This is a genomic window from Chryseobacterium sp. MYb328 (genome assembly GCF_037572595.1).
Classification (GTDB): Bacteria; Bacteroidota; Bacteroidia; order Flavobacteriales; family Weeksellaceae; genus Chryseobacterium; species Chryseobacterium pennae.
Genome location: NZ_JBBGZQ010000013.1, coordinates 46911 through 64353, shown reverse-complemented (window position 1 = coordinate 64353; position 17443 = coordinate 46911). Strand labels below are relative to the sequence as shown.

Below are 17443 nucleotides of genomic sequence, written 5' to 3'. Positions count from 1 at the left end.
CGAAATCCAGCGTTTTTCCTATATTAAAGAAAATCTTTAATTATTCTGCATCGAAATCAGCATCTGTATCAGCAGATACCTTTTCTCCTTCTTCTTTAGATTTTTCTTTATCAGCTTTTCTTTGAGACTGACCTTCTTTGATAGAATCAGAAACAATGCTCAAGATCATATCGATAGATTTAGAAGCATCATCGTTTCCTGGGATAACGAAGTCTACTTTTCTAGGATCAGAGTTTGTATCAACGATACCGAAAACTGGAATACCTAATTTCTTAGCTTCAGTTACCGCGATGTGTTCTCTTAAGATATCAACTACAAAGATTGCAGAAGGAAGTCTAACCATGTCAGAGATAGAACCTAAGTTTTTCTCTAAGTTAGCTCTTTGTCTGTCAACTTGTAATCTTTCTTTTTTAGATAAAGTTTCGAACGTACCGTCTTTTTTCATTTTGTCGATAGAGTTCATCTTCTTTACCGCCTTTCTGATAGTAACGAAGTTCGTTAACATACCCCCTGGCCATCTTTCTGTAATATAAGGCATATTAAGTTCAGAAGCGTGTTTTGCAACCACTTCTTTCGCTTGCTTCTTAGTAGCTACGAAAAGAACTTTTTTACCTGCAGAAGTTAATTTTTCTAAAGCGCTGCACGCTTCATCTAATTTAACTGCTGTTTTATGTAAGTCTACAATGTGAATACCGTTCTTCTCCATAAAAATGTATGGAGCCATATTTGGATTCCACTTTCTAGTCATGTGACCGAAGTGTACGCCAGCCTCTAAAAGGTCTTTTACATTTGCTTTTGCCATGTTTTCTGTTTTTGTTAGTTTACTTTCCGTCTTTTAAACAATCAACAACTTCTTTAGATGGGAGAAGCGTTTGGATGCTAAACATAACGGGCAATGGGCGTTTTGCTTTTTGCTTTTGGCAGCAGGCTTTTCGCCGAGATTAAGTTTAAATAAAATGTAGTACATTTCTGTAGCCAATAGCCATAAGCCATTCGCCAACAAGAAATCTTAACGTTTTGAGAATTGGAATCTCTTTCTTGCTTTTTTCTGACCTGGCTTCTTTCTTTCCACCATTCTTGCGTCTCTTGTAAGTAAACCAGCTGGCTTTAATGCTAATCTGAACTCAGCGTTGATTTCGCATAAAGCTCTTGAAATACCTAATCTGATAGCTTCTGCCTGACCTGTATTACCACCACCGAAAACATTTACGGTAACGTCATACTGACCAACAGTCTCAGAAAGGATAAACGGTTGGTTTAATTTGTAAACCATCACGTCTGTAGAGAAATAAGTTGCAGCATCTTTACCGTTTACTGTAATAACACCAGAACCTGGTCTTACATAAACTCTAGCTACAGAAGTTTTTCTTCTTCCGATTTTGTGAACTATAGACATAATTAATTATTTAAATTCGTTAACATTAATTGTTTTAGGCTGTTGAGCTTCATGTTTGTGCTCAGTTCCTTCATATAAATAAAGGTTCTTAAGGATAGCAGATCCTAATCTGTTTTTAGGTAACATACCTTTTACAGACTTCTCTAATACCTTTAAAGAATCTTTCTTTTGAAGTTCAGCCGCAGTCATAGACTTCTGTCCACCAGGATATCCTGTATGCCAGATATAAGTCTTATCAGCCCACTTGTTTCCGGAAAGCGTAATTTTCCCAGCATTCAAAACGATTACGTTATCACCACAATCTACGTGAGGTGTAAAATTCGTTTTGTGCTTACCTCTCAAAATCTTTGCAACCGTAGAAGCTAGTCTTCCTAACGGCTGTCCTTCAGCGTCTACCACAACCCATTCTTTATTAGCAGTAGCTTTGTTCGCTGAAACAGTTTTGTAACTTAATGTATTCACACGTTTTAGTTAAAGATTAAACATAATTTACCCCTAAAAGGGTGTGCAAAGGTACAAATTATTTTTATATCCCAAAAACATATTTCATTTAATCTATAGAATATCTGCTATTCAACTCTATAGCAATAGATTTTAACACTATTTATACTTTTGGCACAAAACTTGTTAAATGTTGTGGCGATGAAAAAAAACGTTTAGAAGGTTCTAAAAACACAAATTATGATAAAGCAAGAGTTCTTTCCCTCAACTCTTTCTTTATTACTTTTCTTCTAAAATTCAAGCAAGGTTCTTTCCTGACCTTTAAGTTCTAATCTTAAGAGAATCTATTATATTCTATAAAGTAGATATTTCAACTCAACCTATTAATATTGTAGTTCATTTATATATTGACTCCTTTTTCTTTGAAGCATCATTATTGATTCTAATTTTAATTTTATTTAAAGATTCCTTTAAAAGTCTAGTGATATCATTGCTTATTTACTGAAATAATTATCTTTGTCGCACAAATAAGTACTATGAGCCACGGAAAGATACGAGAAGATAAAACCTGCCTGAATTGCGGGCATCAAGTAGAGGAAAGATTCTGTCCTCACTGCGGACAGGAAAATACTGAGAGACGGCAGCCTTTCTATTTTCTATTCACTCACTTCGTTGAAGACTTTACTCATTATGACGGACAATTTTGGGGAACCGGGAAAAATCTTTTGTTTAAACCCGGGAAACTAACGAACACTTACCTTGAAGGAAAAAGGCAGATATTTGTTCCCCCGGTAAAGCTTTATATTTTTGTCAGCTTTATTACATTTTTTGTATTTGCGTTGTTTCCTATGGTTAATATAGGTTCCAATGACAAAAATAATGAAGAACATGACAAACCTGGTATTTTAAAAATAGTAAAACCTATTAATTCTCTTGGAACCAAGAAGATCATAGACAGTATAAAGACTAAAAAAATTCTGACAGAAGAAGATTCTCTTGCCATTGAAAAACTAGAAATGATTCCTGATTCTGCCAATCTGGAAAAAATGCTGGATATGAACAAAACAATAGATTCCGGTGATGGAATCTATAAAACGAAGAAGGCCTATGATTCTGCCATGGCTAAAAATCCAGGGTCCCTTGATTTCGTAGAGAAACCAATTGTTCACAAATACTTCGAACTCAAAGAACACGGTATTACCAAAAAAGAACTATTTAACAATATGATAGAAAAATCATTTCACAATCTTCCTAAAGCTCTTTTCATTTATCTTCCTTTGTTTGCATTCTTCTTATGGGTGTTTCACAATAAGAAAAAATGGTGGTATTTTGACCATGGAATTTTCACTCTGCATTATTTCTCTTTCCTATTACTTACCATTTTACTGATATTCCTATTGGGTAAAGTGGCAAAATTAACAGAAATTAAAGCTCTAAATGCATTTCTCTATTTAGGAATGACTATCATTACCATATACAGTATGGGATATTTCTTCATTGCTCACAGACGGGTTTACCGTGCAAACGGATTAGTAAGCATTATAGTTGGTATAATCCTATTAACCATCAACTTTTTTGCATTCATGTTTTTACTCACAGGTCTTGCTCTGGTAAGTTTCATGATGCTCCATTAACTATAAAATAATAAGGCTGTCCAATGTGACAGCCTTATTTATATTTGTTTATTTTCTCAATGATTTGGTTGCCCTAAAACTTGCAATTACATAATAGGCTACAAAAACCATTGAAAATTTCAGTATGGATGGAATGGCCAGTTCAAGTTTAAAAATTAAAGTTCCTATCAAAACTAAAATTCCCATCACAACAAATGACAGGCCCAATTTTTTAGGCAATGTAAAATCCGGAGTATCCAAATAATAAGCAATGCCCCATGCTGCCCCAAAGGCAACGGCATAATAAAATTCCAGGCCAATATTATCTGAACTTAAAAAGAAATAATTGATAAGGAAGCTTACTACTGTTCCCAACGCGAAATATATTAAGGCTTTCTGCATGTCTGTAAAATATGATGCAAAAGTAAAGATTTTAATTTGAGTAATTCAGTATCTGTCAATTTCTAAACAAAATCCGGAAGTCATTTTTAATTCTGTAACTACCGAACCTTTAGACTTTCAAATTCTCAAACCTAAAATTGGAGATATTTTATTAAATAAGGCAATATAAACAAATGACAATCAATTCAATAAAATCAAACACAGGGTTGTTTTTTTATTATTATATTTGAAAACTTAGAAACTTTCTAGAATTTTTATGGAAACCCAAAAATATACTCCAACCAACAAGGTAAGAATCGTAACGGCTGCCTCATTATTTGACGGCCATGATGCTGCGATCAATATTATGCGTCGTGTCATTCAGGGAACTGGATGTGAAGTGATTCACTTAGGACATGACAAATCAGCAGAGGAAGTTGTAAATACAGCGATCCAGGAAGATGCCAATGCCATTGCACTAACTTCATATCAGGGAGGTCACAATGAATATTTCAAATATATCTATGATCTTTTAAGAGAAAAAAATTCACCACAGATCAAAATTTTTGGTGGTGGTGGTGGTGTTATCCTTCCGGAAGAGATTAAAGATCTGATGTCTTACGGAATCGACAGAATCTACTCTCCGGATGATGGCCGTGAACTTGGTCTTCAGGGAATGATTGATGATTTGGTACACCGTTCAGACTTTGCTACCGGAAAAGATGTAACAGCCAACGATCTGGACTCAATCAATTTTGAAAACTCAACAAGTATTGCCAGAATTATTTCTGCGGTTGAAAACTTTTCAGAAGAAAAACCTGAATTGGTAAAAGCTATTGATGAAAAATCAAAAGATTTAAATATTCCAATTATCGGGATTACAGGAACAGGAGGTGCCGGAAAATCATCTTTAACCGATGAATTGGTAAGACGTTTCCTGCGTTCCAATACAGATAAAAAAATTGCAATCATTTCTATTGACCCTTCTAAAAAGAAAACAGGAGGTGCACTTCTTGGTGACAGAATCCGTATGAACGCGATTAATGATCCTAGAGTGTATATGCGTTCAATGGCTACCAGAGAGAACAACGTTTCTGTTTCTCCATTTATTCATTCTGCATTAAATGTCCTGAAACTGGCTAATCCGGATGTGATCATTCTTGAAACTTCAGGAATCGGGCAATCAGGATCGGAGGTTTCAGATTTTGCAGATGTTTCCATGTATGTAATGACTCCTGAATATGGTGCTTCTACTCAGCTGGAAAAAATCGACATGCTAGATTATGCGGATTTAGTTGCTTTAAACAAATCTGACAAACGTGGTGCTCTTGATGCTCTTCAGGCCGTAAGAAAGCAGTTCCAGAGAAACCACCTTTTATGGGAAAGTCAACTGGAAGATATGCCTGTATATGCTACAAAAGCATCTCAGTTCAATGATCACGGAACAACAGAACTTTATAACAGACTGGTTTTAAAAGTAAACGAAAAATTTGCTGATTTAGGACTTAAAACTTTCGTTGAACAGGAAATTACGGATGAAGTAACGATTATCCCTCCAAAAAGAGTCCGTTATCTTTCTGAAATTGTTGAAAATAACAAACAGTATGATGCCAGTGTTGAAAAACAGGCTGAACTTGCAAGAAAACTGTATCATATTGAAGGCGTAAAAAATATTATTTCCAATGAAGCTTTAGATACTGAATATCAAAAGGCTGAAAAAGAACTTCAACAGGAAAACATCGACTTCCTGAGAACCTGGGATGATACAAAGAAAGCTTTTCAGGCAGAATTCTATTCATATTTTGTAAGAGGAAAAGAGATAAAAGTAGAAACGTCTACAGAATCTTTATCACATTTAAGAATTCCAAAAATTGCTTTACCAAAATATAATGACTGGGGAGATCTTATTCAATGGAAAGGCCAGGAAAACCTTCCTGGAAGCTTCCCTTATACTGCAGGAATTTATCCGTTCAAAAGAACAGGTGAAGATCCAACAAGGATGTTTGCAGGAGAAGGAGGTCCGGAAAGAACCAACAGAAGATTCCATTATGTATCTGCAGAAATGCCTGCAAAACGTCTGTCTACAGCGTTTGACTCGGTAACTTTATATGGACAGGATCCAGCTTTACCACCGGATATTTACGGTAAAATCGGTAATGCCGGAGTTTCTATTGCTACATTGGATGATGCTAAAAAGCTATATTCAGGATTTGATTTAGTCAATGCATTGACTTCGGTTTCTATGACAATCAACGGACCTGCTCCAATGCTACTGGCTTTCTTCATGAATGCTGCTATCGACCAGAATGTTGAAAAATACATCAAGGAAAACGGATTAGAGGCTAAAGTTGAGGCTAAGCTTAAAGAAAAATTCGATGATAAAGGGTTAGAAAGACCAAAATATAAAGGAGAACTTCCACCATCCAACAACGGATTGGGATTACAGCTTTTAGGATTAACAGGTGACGAAATTATCCCTACAGAGGTATATGCTGAAATTAAAGCTAAAACGATTGCTACTGTTCGTGGTACCGTTCAGGCTGATATTTTAAAGGAAGACCAGGCTCAGAATACCTGTATCTTCTCTACTGAATTTGCCCTAAGATTAATGGGTGACGTTCAGGAATATTTCATCAAGGAGAAAGTAAGAAACTTCTACTCTGTTTCCATTTCAGGATATCACATTGCTGAAGCGGGAGCTAACCCTGTTTCTCAGCTGGCATTTACATTGGCAAACGGTTTCACTTATGTGGAATACTACCTGTCCAGAGGAATGGACATCAATGATTTTGCTCCAAACTTATCTTTCTTCTTCTCTAACGGTATTGACCCTGAGTATTCAGTGATCGGACGTGTAGCAAGAAGAATCTGGGCAAAAGCCATGAAACTGAAATATGGAGCTGACGAAAGAAGCCAGATGCTGAAATACCATATCCAGACTTCAGGACGTTCGCTTCACGCTCAGGAAATTGATTTCAACGATATCAGAACTACCCTTCAGGCACTTTATGCGATCTACGATAACTGTAACTCACTTCACACAAATGCTTATGATGAAGCGATTACAACTCCTACTGAACAGTCTGTAAGAAGAGCTATGGCCATTCAGCTGATCATTAACAAAGAATTAGGTCTTGCTAAAAATGAGAACCCGCTTCAGGGATCATTTATTATCGAAGAGCTTACCGATCTTGTGGAAGAAGCTGTGTATGCAGAATTCGACAGAATTACTGAAAGAGGTGGTGTACTGGGGGCCATGGAAACGATGTATCAGCGTTCCAAGATCCAGGAAGAATCTATGCATTATGAATGGTTGAAACACACTGGAGAGTATCCTATCATTGGGGTGAATACATTCCTTGGAAAAGACGGTTCACCAACGGTACTTCCGGGAGAGGTTATCCGTTCTACTGAAGAGGAAAAACAAGCACAGATTGAATCTCTTCATAACTTCCAGAAAGCCAATGAAGATAAATCTGAAGAAGCTTTAAGTAAACTTCAGCATGCTGCGATCAACCAGCAAAACTTATTTGAAGTGATGATTGATGCTGTTAAATTCTGTTCTTTAGGGCAGATCACCAATGCTTTATTTGAAGTGGGTGGGAAGTACAGAAGAAATATGTAAGACGATATTCATCTTAATATAATATAACAAAACCTAACAGGATCCTGAATCCTGTTAGGTTTTTTATTTATGAAGCAGGTAGTACAGGAGAAATATAACCGGTTATAAAAAAATAATAAATCAAAATCTTAAGAAATTTTCTTGAGGTTTTTTTGTACTTTTAAGTAAGAAAACTGATGATCATGAAAAAGGAATTTCAAATTAAAGAACCTTGCCCCGTTGCCCGTGAGGACATGCGGAAAGTATCTGGCGGGAGCTTTTGTGACCTTTGCTCAAAGAAAGTATATGACCTTGCAGATAAAACAGATGAGGAAATTAAAACATTATTAAAATCCAATTCCTCTGTTTGTGGAAGAATTCAATCCGATCGCTTATTCATTCCGAAAGAAAAACCGGAAACCCAATACAATTTTTTCCAGTTTCCTTTTAGAAAAATAGCCGGGGGAATTTTTCTGTCAATTTTATTTACCTCAAATCTCAACGCTCAAAAAATGAAAATCGATACTTTAGAGGCCGTTGAAATTCAGGGAATGGTCTGGATCGCTCCCAAATCAGAGGATGACGATTATGATATTCCTCAACCTGTAATTAACAGGACACTGGAAATAAAAATATCCGGAGATCCCGGAAACCTCATCCAATATCAGTCTATTACCCTTCTTACTCCTTTTAAAAGATTCAGCTCCGGAAACTATATCCACGTTCCCGCTGATCTCATCAAAATGAGTAATGTATTCGTTCTTGAAGGAGTAGATCCCAAAAACGGAGAGCTTAATGCTAATAAATATTTTCTTTTTGTAAATAAAAGGCACATTAAGGATAATAACATACTGAATCTGGATCAGGCGAAAAGGGTCCCTTTCAATCCCAAAAATAAAGAGTTCATCTATTTTCTGGATGGTGAAGAAATTACAAAAAGAGAATTTGAACACTATCAGAAAGAAAATAAGATAGAGTCCTATTTTCTGCCGGAAATCTATGCGGAGGAACTTTTTGGAGACGACTATTACCTTGAAAACGGAGCTGTTGTATCTTACAGGAAATAATACTTCCAGCCTACCCTATCACTAAAACAATGCTTATGAAAAGTTATCTTGAGAAATTTTCATCATTACTTATCTTCTGTTTCATAGCAATAATATCGGCACAGAAGCAACCTGATCAATTCAGCATCAGCCTTCCCACGAAAAAATTAGATAAGAGTTATTATAAGACTATTAAACTTATTGACCGTAGGATTGATACAACCTCATTAGGAACGATCCGAAAGGGACTTTTAAATAATCCAGCCAATTTGTTTGCAGCGGCCCCTCTTTCTGACCAATTTCAAAATGTTTTAAACAGCCTCAACGGAGAGCATACAGAAAACGGAACTTTAGTTTTATATCTTAGACAGTTATTTTTTGCTGAAGTGGCAGTTCATGGCTATTGTTATTTCCAGGGCTTTTTATTTTCAAAAAATGAAGACGGCACCTATTCTTTACTGGAGCAGGTAAATCATGTTATTGATCACAAGGCCAAATCGGATGTTACCAAAGAACTTCTTCAGAAAGGAAGTGAATTCCTGGTAGATTTTATCACTGTCAACGTTTCTAAAAAACCGGTATCCGGTCATCATTATACTTATCAGCAAATTAATGATTTTGAGGGAACCGCTAAAAGTTCTATCAGTATTTTCAGTTCCTCTGAATTGAAAGACGGGGTATATAATGATTATCAATCTCTAAAAAATCAGCAGCCCAACAAAGAAATTACCAATGTGAAATTTTATGGTAATGCTCCGAAAATAGTAAGAATCTATGAAACTCTTGATGGCAAAGAAAAAGAGATAAAAAAAGACAATATCTATGCGATAGTATACAAAGGAGAACTTTATCCCTATCTCTCCATAGAAAACCTGTTTACAAAGGCTGAAAAGAGAGAAAATGACTATTATTTCGTTGGGAAAATAAAATCAAATACAAATTCACCCAGTATAACTGTTGCACCTGCATACACCTATGCATCTATTGGGGTTTCTTTCATGAGCAGCCCTGTTCTTCCCTTTGAAATGAAAATTGATTATTTCAATGGAGATTTTATTCCGATCAGAGAAATTGAGAACAAAAGATAAGTTATAGAACAGAAGCTGGAAGTATGAGGATGGAATTTATTTTCGTCATAGAATTACTGATTGTTACATCAATGTTTTAAAAACAAAAACCGCAGAGTTACCTGCGGTTTTATTTGTTATGTATCTTCAATTATTTCTTGTTGAAATCCCCTGCAAAAACAGAAGTCAGTTTATCTTCACTGATATACTTTTTAAGGGCATCATTCACCTGTCCTACTTTTAAGCCAGAAACTTTTGCTTCCAGTGTATCATAATCCTCCAAAGGAATATCATACTGAAGCTGAGAGTTTACAAGCCCCATCAGGGTACTTTCATTTCCTAGGCTTGTTTTTCTTGAGGTCAGCCAGGAAGTTAGATTGGATTTAAATTCTTCCTCGGTAAATCCTTCTTTCACTGCTTTATTCACTTCTTCTTTTAATGCTGAATTCACAGCATCTTTTTTCGTTGGATTAAAGAATGCATACCACCCCCATGAGGCAACGGCATTATCTGCCGGAACATTCATATACGAACCTGCTCCATAGCTGATTCCTTCTTTTTCACGAAGTCTCATAGGAATTCTCGCGGTCATAAAACCTCCGCTTCCCAATATTTCGTTCGCTATAAGAAGTGCCGGATAATCAGAGCTTTTTCTATCCATAGAGAAGCTGATTTTTCCAACTGCAGCACCGTTTTCTTTATCCGGAGTCAAATAGATCTTATCTTCTTTTTTAGTGGCAAAAAGTTCAGGCTTAATCTGTTCGTAATTTGATTTTGAGTTCCATTTCCCAAAGGCACCTTCCATTAATGAAGAGGCTGTCTTGGAATCCAGGTCTCCAATCATGGTTCCTACCCCATTATTACTTCCTATAATTTTACTATAAAAGTCTACAAGCTCCTGTCTCTTAATGGTTTTATTAGCTTCAATCTGCTCTTTGAAAGATGGAGTATAGAAGATGCTTTCTTTAGGATAGTTTTCCGTAATTTTTCCAATCTCAGTAAATGCCAATGCCTGCGGATCATTTAAAGAGCCTTCAAGGGAAGTATTATATTCATTGACTGTTTTTACCAATTCTGCTTCAGGGAAATTAGACTCTGTAAGGATTTCTTTCATCAGATCCATTACTTTTGGCAAATGCTCTTTGTATGTGCTTACATTGGCAGATAATGTTTGTCCTCTGAATGAGAAACTGATGGAAGATTTCCACTGATCCAGCATATCCTGAATCTGTTCTTTTGTATGAGTCTTAGTTCCTGTTTTCATCACCTGAGCCATTAAAGCTCCAATCTGAGCTTTTCCGCTTAAGTCTTTAGCATTACCTACAGGAAAACGGAAGCTTCCCAATACTTTTCCTCCTTTGATTTCTTTTCTGATCACCCCATACTTCATCCCGTTGCTTAGTTTGCCTTCAGACAGATTAGCTTTTAGGTTTTTAATACTTGCTTCAAAAGGAGCCACTTCTTTTTCAAGAGCTTTTCCTTTATAATTATTTGTTAAAGTAGCAATCTGATTGTCAGAATATTCAATATTCTTAACTCTTACCTCATCTTTAGAAGGTACAAATATCCCTACCGTTCTGTTATTCGTTTTAAAATATTTATCGGAAACTCTCTGAACATCAGCCAAGGTCAGTTTTTCGATATTATCACGATATAACATTCCTAATTTATAATTTCCAGCTCCTACAATTTCTGTCAGCTCAATAGCAAAATTAATCGTATTGTTTTTTGTATTCTCAATTTGCTTTAAAATCTTAGCTTTGGCTCTTGCAACATCCTGTTCTGTGTACTTAATGCCTGAAACTTTATCTAGTTCTGTTCTGAATTCACTTTCTACAGCTTTTACATCCTTATCTGCAGGCACTTCCAGACCAAAGTACATAAATGCCGCATCTCTTACTGTTGGCTGGTACGAATAGACGGAAGCTGCTTTATGAGAATCAATCATAGCTTTATATAAATAGCCTGAAGGATCTGCCGTTAAAATTTCTGATAAAGCATCCAAAGCCGCATAGTCTTTATCCGCATAAGGTGCTGTGTGATACAATGCTCCTACAATTTTGCTGTCTCCTGAACGTTTCAGCTCTACAAAGCGTTCTCCGTCCTGCGCAGGTTCAACGGTATAGGTCTGGTCTAAAACTCTTGAAGGTTTGGGAATAACAGAGAAATATTGAGAAATATAGTTTAAAGCCTGTTTTTCATCAAATTTACCTGCTACAACAAGGGTTGCATTATCCGGCTGATAATGTTTCTCATAGAATTTTCTAAGTATTGGAGCTTTTACCCTTTCAATATCTTCTTTACTTCCGATGGTGCTGTTTCCGTAATTATGCCATAAATAGGCTGTGGATACAATACGTTCCATTAAAACGGATCCCGGATTATTTTCACCGATCTCAAACTCGTTTCTCACTACAGAAAACTCTTTATCCAGGTCAGATTGAAGAATCGTAGCATTGATCATCCTGTCGGCTTCCATTTCTAAGGCCCATTTCAGGTTTTCATCACTTGAAGGAAAGATTTCGTAATAATTTGTTCTGTCATACCAGGTTGTTCCATTGGCATCTCCTCCTTTATCTGACAATTGTTTTTTAATATCACCTAATTTTTTAGTGCTTTTAAACAACATATGCTCTAGTAAATGTGCCATTCCTTTTTCTCCATAGCCTTCATGTTTGGATCCTACATTATAAATGATATTCACCACCATATTACTTTGGGAAGGATCCAGAATCAAAAGGACTTTCATCCCGTTATTCAGAGTATATTCTTTTACTCCTTCTGTGTTACTTACAAATTTTGGAGTGTCCGCTTTCTGTGAAAATAAGGGTGTGGCAATTCCCGTAAAAAACAGGACAGCTGTCCCAACCAATAGATTTTTCATGTGTTTTATTTTTAAATCTGTTTAATTTAGAAAGTTTTCAAATGTATTATAATAATTAGACAGTATAAATCACCCAAATGTTACAAATTTTGTCATAAAATTGCAGGATTAATAAACGTGTTCATCCATGAAGCCTAAAGCCTTATTCAACTGGAGCAGCGGAAAAGATTCTGCATTGGCTCTTTATAAAATATTACAGGAAGATCAGTATGAGATTGCAACTCTTTTAACCAGTATCAATAAAGAGTTTCAAAGAATTTCCATGCACGGTGTACATGTTAATCTTTTGGAACAGCAAACTTCTCTTCTTGGTATTCCTCTTATTAAGATGGAACTTCCCAGAGAACCATCCATGGAAGAATATCAGAAGATCATGAATAAAACAATGGCTGAAATACAGGCTCAGGGAATTACTCATTCCATTTTCGGGGATATTTTCCTGGAAGATCTTCGTCAATACAGGGAGAAGCAATTAAACACCATCGGGATGCAGGCGGTATTTCCTCTCTGGAAACAAAATACTTCAGACCTGATTCAGGAGTTTTTAAAATCAGGATTCAAAACGATTGTAACCTGTGTAAACGGAACTTACCTGGATAAAAGTTTTGCAGGAAGAATTATTGACCAGCAGTTTCTTGATGATCTTCCTGAAAATGTAGATCCGTGTGGAGAAAATGGGGAATTTCATACATTTACTTTTGATGGACCCGTTTTTAAAAGTCCTGTTCAGTTTGAAACCGGAGAAACAGTAAAAAAGACTTATCCCAAACCGAAATCTAATCCGGAAGATGAGGATGAAGAATATATTTTCTGGTTCTGTGATCTGATTGCAAAATAAAACAGCAATATTTTTTGCCACGGATACACGGATAAATAGGCTTAGAATATTTTGATTATTATTAATGGAGAATAATAATTAAATTACTCAGAAGGGTGGCTTAGTGATGAAAGCACAATTAAAATATTCGTGTATTCGTGGCATTAAAACTTTACTTTAATTGTGTAATAATGTCATTCATTGTATCAAATATCAGCTGTACGTCTGTTTCTGTAGTTTTCCAATTTACAAAAGCTGCTCTGATTCCTTTTTGCTGATTATAAACAGTAGGAGTCATAAAGACTTTTCCTGTAGCATTAAGCATTTCAAGGAATTTTCCTACTATATCCTGTTTTTCATCATCCCTTAAAGTGAAACAGACTGTATTAAGACGTACTGGCGCCAAGAGTTTAAAATCATCACTGTTTTCAATAAGTTTTCCGAAGTTTCTTGCCAGCGCAACATTATTTTCTACAATATACTGATACCCTTTCTTACCATACGCCATTATAGAAAACCAGGCAGGAAGTGCTTTTAAACGTCTTGAATTCTCAGGAAGAAAATTTAAATAGCCAAAATTTTCCAAAGGATCACCTAAATAAGGAGCATTTGAGTTCTGGAAGGTTTCTACCTGTAAAACTTTGTGTTCTTCTTTTACCAGGAATACAGCACTTTCATACGGTACATTCAACCATTTATGACAGTCTACGGTAATACTGTCTGCATATTCCCAGTCTTTGACAAGATGTTTATAATGATCTGAGCAAGCAGCAAAGCCTCCGAATGCAGCATCAATATGCCACCAGAAATTATATTTTCCCTTCAGTTTTCTGATCTCTGTAAAATCATCAAAGTCAACGGTATTTACTGTTCCACCACTGGAAATCAAGATGAACGGCTCATTATTCAGATGTATAATCTGCTCTTCCAGATCCTTAATGCAGATAGATTCACGATCACTCCCTTCAGTTTTAATCCTGATGATACTATTACTTCCGATTCCCAAAAGAGATAATGACTTAATAGATGATGAATGCGGAGTTGCAGTCAGAATTTTGATGGGTTCAGAAATTCCTTCTTTGGCAATATCTCTGCCTTTTGCTTTTCCCAGCCATTGACGGGCTACTGCAAGACAGGTAAAATTAGACATGGTAGCTCCGGTTACAAAACCACCCAGAAAACTGTCCGGGAGTTCCAGAAGTTCCAGCATAAATCTAATAGTCTCAATTTCTACATTCGCTGAAATATCTCCCTGTCCTTTTGTTGATTGGGGATTCTGGTCATAAATGGTAGAGAGCCAGTCTCCTGCCATAGAAGCTGGAGTAGCACCACCGGTAACAAATCCCAGATACCTTGGACCTGCTGATCCCACCATAATAGGTTCAAATCTTTTATTAAATATCTTTAAGACTTCTTCCGTTCCATAGCCATATTCCGGAAGATCTACCGACTCTGGTATAAGGGCATTATTTATTGATGTAGGTCTGTCTGCAAGGGTATTCAGGTATTCGGTGCCTTGCTTTTTTATAATATCCAATAGATGGCTTATGTTTACTGAATCATTTTTCAAATGTTCTTCCATGATGTTGGGGTTAGAGATATTCTATTCAAATGTATTGAATACCAGACAAAGAATCATTAAATACGCATTAAATCCCTCAAAATTCCCTTCTTAGCACGTATTTTGCATCCTACACTGCTCTTAAAAATTTCAGTATCTTTAAGAATATCAATGTTAATCTAAAAAAATAAACACCCGTGATCAAAAATTTAATGTTCCTTCTTCCTTTCTGTTTTTTATTGTCATGTAAAACCGAAACTCCTATACCACCCGTTGATAAAAAAGCCATTGTTGATTCTACCATCACCGCTTTTCAGAAAACACTTTTGGAACAGCAGATTGATTCTGTATTCAAAAAATATCATTTCAATGGAAGTATTGCAGTTTTCAAGGATTCCCTTCCTCTTTACAGAAAAGAAAACGGATATTCTGATTTTAAAAGAAAAACAAAAATTGACAGTAATACCATCTTTGTCATCGGATCTGTAAGCAAACAGTTCACTGCCGTTATGATTTTACTTCAGATGGAGCAGGGAAAATTAAATGTGACGGATAAAGTTTCTAAATATTTAAAGGAATTCCAAATCAAAGAATATGAAAACATTACGATTCATCAGCTTCTGAACCACACTTCCGGACTGAATATGATGGGAGGAAAACTGATGTTTAAAAGTGGTACTGATTTCTACTATTCCAATGATGGGTTTAATACACTGGGGAAAATTGTAGAAACCGTATCCGGAAAATCATACGATGATAATGCATTGGAACTGTTTAAAAAAGCAGGAATGACTCAAACTTCAACCGGAGATATTTTTAAAGGATCTAATTTCGCATCAGCTTATTTGGGAAACGCTAATAAATTTGAGGAAGTTCCCAATATGCCTAAAAGATTAGGTGGGAAGGAAATAGGAACTCCTGCCGGCGGAATTCTTTCTACCATTCAGGATCTTCATACATGGAACAATGCACTGTATGGCGGAAAAATTCTGAAACCGGAGACCCTCAAGCTCTTTATGGCAAAAAGCGCAGAAAGACGACATGCTATCTTTGGAAAAATGGGCTACGCCTATGGAATCATGCTGAATATCGGCAAGCCCAATTCGTATTTTCACAGTGGATATGTAAAAGGTTCTCCTTCCCTGAACATCTATTATCCTGAAACGAAAACTTCTGTTATTATCCTTTCTAATATTGCAGATGAAGAAAAAGGAAAAGGCTTAGTATTCAAACCGCATATTGAAGTAAAAAAGATTACCGATCATCTTGAAAACACCCTTAATCAGCTTAGATCAGGAAATTAGTCTTTCTATTCCTTTCCGAAGATCAATCGCAAATATAAAGAGTCTGCATTTTGGGCAGGCTTTTTTTATGCATTCAAGTTTATTTATTAATTTGCCTTATGAAAAAAATGTACTTCATTGCCATTTACCCATCAGAAGAAATCATCAAAGAGATAGGAGCTTTTAAAAAAGACCTTGCTGTTTCTTATGGAAACTCTAAAGCATTAAAAAATGAAGCACATATCACTCTTTTTCCACCTTTCTCCAGGGAACTGGAATTGGAAGAAGATATTCACATTGCTTTTCAAAAGATTAATACTACCCTTTCTCCATTTGAAATTGAACTGAACGGTTTCGGAAGTTTTGCCAATCCCAAAAATCCGGTGATCTTTGTACATCCTGAAGACAATGTTCATTTAACAGATCTTCACAACAGAGTAAAACAGCAGTTTAACTTTGCTAAATATTCCTTTACCCCTCATATGACGGTAGGATACAGAGATCTGACCTGGGAAAATTATCTTAAAGCCTGGGAAAAATACGAGCACAAAGAATACAAAACGAAATTCTTAGTTGACAAAATTCTATTGTTGCGTCATGACGGAAAATGGGTTTCTATTGCGGAGAAACTCTTTACAGAAACAATGTAAACCCCACCTGTTTTTTCCTTCGCTTTTATTTTTCTATTATCAATCTATCTATCATCTATTAGCCTCTTATCTTTTCGTCTTATCTCAATATTATTTTATAAAGTCCTATCTTTGACCCAATGATTGCAGAGAAGATAATTTTAGGTATTGATCCCGGAACAGCCGTTATGGGCTTTGGTCTTATTTCCGTTAAAAAAGGTAAAATGGAGATGGTTGCCGTTCATGAACTGATTCTAAAAAAATATCCCAACCATGAGACCAAACTAAAATATATTTTCGAAAAGACATTAGCTTTAATTGACGAATATCATCCGGACGAAGTCGCTCTTGAAGCTCCCTTCTTTGGAAAAAATGTACAAAGTATGCTGAAATTGGGACGTGCACAGGGTGTAGCCATGGCAGCGAGCTTATACAGAAATATTCCCATCACAGAGTATTCTCCTAAAAAGATCAAAATGGCCATCACCGGAAATGGGAATGCCAGCAAAGAACAGGTAGCAGGAATGCTTCAGAACCTTTTTAAGCTAAAGGAATTTCCTACCAAATATTTAGATGCTTCTGATGGCCTTGCTGTGGCAGTGTGTCATCACTTTAACTCTGGAACGATTACGGATACAAAGTCGTATTCTGGGTGGGATAGTTTTTTGAAGCAGAATCCTGATAGGCTGAAGTAGAGATTTTAATAAAGGTTGAGAAAATC

14 protein-coding genes are annotated in these 17443 nt (G+C 36.0%); 8 read left to right on the top strand and 6 right to left on the bottom strand.

What is annotated here, in order from left to right; translation table 11 throughout:
- Positions 1 to 40: 40 nt before the first annotated feature.
- From rpsB to rplM, 3 genes are all read right to left on the bottom strand, one after another.
- Positions 41 to 802, bottom strand: a complete 762-nt coding sequence (gene rpsB, locus WH267_RS13980) for a 30S ribosomal protein S2 (RefSeq protein ID WP_045501217.1) — start codon at positions 800 to 802, stop codon at positions 41 to 43.
- A gap of 207 nt (positions 803 to 1009) precedes the next feature.
- Positions 1010 to 1396, bottom strand: coding sequence for a 30S ribosomal protein S9 (gene rpsI / locus WH267_RS13975; RefSeq protein WP_045501218.1), 387 nt, complete (start codon positions 1394 to 1396; stop codon positions 1010 to 1012).
- A 6-nt stretch (positions 1397 to 1402) separates the two neighbouring features.
- Complete coding sequence (rplM, locus tag WH267_RS13970) at positions 1403 to 1858, bottom strand: 50S ribosomal protein L13 (protein ID WP_047385928.1); 456 nt, start codon at positions 1856 to 1858, stop codon at positions 1403 to 1405.
- A gap of 515 nt (positions 1859 to 2373) precedes the next feature.
- On the opposite strand from rplM, the gene WH267_RS13965 reads away from it, so the two are divergent.
- Positions 2374 to 3471, top strand: a complete 1098-nt coding sequence (locus tag WH267_RS13965; RefSeq protein WP_340009055.1) for a DUF3667 domain-containing protein — start codon at positions 2374 to 2376, stop codon at positions 3469 to 3471.
- A 48-nt stretch (positions 3472 to 3519) separates the two neighbouring features.
- On the opposite strand, the gene WH267_RS13960 is transcribed toward WH267_RS13965, so the two are convergent.
- A complete protein-coding gene (locus WH267_RS13960; RefSeq protein ID WP_340009053.1) occupies positions 3520 to 3852 on the bottom strand; it encodes a hypothetical protein in 333 nt (110 codons plus the stop codon).
- 256 nt (positions 3853 to 4108) lie between these two features.
- Here WH267_RS13960 and WH267_RS13955 point away from each other — a divergent pair, with 256 nt between their 5' ends.
- From WH267_RS13955 to WH267_RS13945, 3 genes are all read left to right on the top strand, one after another.
- Positions 4109 to 7456 carry a methylmalonyl-CoA mutase family protein gene (locus WH267_RS13955; RefSeq protein WP_340009051.1) on the top strand — a complete coding sequence of 1116 codons (3348 nt, stop codon included), beginning with the start codon at positions 4109 to 4111 and terminating at the stop codon, positions 7454 to 7456.
- Positions 7457 to 7638: 182 nt separating this feature from the next.
- A complete protein-coding gene (locus WH267_RS13950; protein ID WP_340009049.1) occupies positions 7639 to 8502 on the top strand; it encodes a hypothetical protein in 864 nt (287 codons plus the stop codon).
- Positions 8503 to 8537: 35 nt separating this feature from the next.
- Positions 8538 to 9569 carry a hypothetical protein gene (locus WH267_RS13945; protein WP_340009047.1) on the top strand — a complete coding sequence of 344 codons (1032 nt, stop codon included), beginning with the start codon at positions 8538 to 8540 and terminating at the stop codon, positions 9567 to 9569.
- Positions 9570 to 9699: 130 nt separating this feature from the next.
- On the opposite strand, the gene WH267_RS13940 is transcribed toward WH267_RS13945, so the two are convergent.
- Entirely contained in the window at positions 9700 to 12432 is a 2733-nt protein-coding gene (locus WH267_RS13940; RefSeq protein ID WP_340009045.1) for a M16 family metallopeptidase, read from the bottom strand.
- Between the two features lie 127 nt (positions 12433 to 12559).
- Here WH267_RS13940 and WH267_RS13935 point away from each other — a divergent pair, with 127 nt between their 5' ends.
- Positions 12560 to 13270: a diphthine--ammonia ligase gene (locus WH267_RS13935; protein ID WP_340009043.1), complete on the top strand. Its 711-nt coding sequence runs from the start codon at positions 12560 to 12562 to the stop codon at positions 13268 to 13270.
- A gap of 151 nt (positions 13271 to 13421) precedes the next feature.
- Here WH267_RS13935 and WH267_RS13930 read toward each other — a convergent pair whose 3' ends face one another.
- Complete coding sequence (locus WH267_RS13930; RefSeq protein WP_340009041.1) at positions 13422 to 14831, bottom strand: pyridoxal phosphate-dependent decarboxylase family protein; 1410 nt, start codon at positions 14829 to 14831, stop codon at positions 13422 to 13424.
- 176 nt (positions 14832 to 15007) lie between these two features.
- Here WH267_RS13930 and WH267_RS13925 point away from each other — a divergent pair, with 176 nt between their 5' ends.
- The 3 genes from WH267_RS13925 (at position 15008) to ruvC (ending at position 17417) form a co-directional block, all read left to right on the top strand.
- Positions 15008 to 16114: a serine hydrolase domain-containing protein gene (locus tag WH267_RS13925; RefSeq protein ID WP_340009040.1), complete on the top strand. Its 1107-nt coding sequence runs from the start codon at positions 15008 to 15010 to the stop codon at positions 16112 to 16114.
- Positions 16115 to 16212: 98 nt separating this feature from the next.
- Positions 16213 to 16743, top strand: a complete 531-nt coding sequence (locus tag WH267_RS13920) for a 2'-5' RNA ligase family protein (protein WP_115970551.1) — start codon at positions 16213 to 16215, stop codon at positions 16741 to 16743.
- Positions 16744 to 16862: 119 nt separating this feature from the next.
- The gene (gene ruvC, locus WH267_RS13915; RefSeq protein ID WP_340009038.1) at positions 16863 to 17417 is read left to right on the top strand and encodes a crossover junction endodeoxyribonuclease RuvC; all 555 of its coding nucleotides are present in this window, start codon (positions 16863 to 16865) and stop codon (positions 17415 to 17417) included.
- Positions 17418 to 17443 lie beyond the last annotated feature (26 nt).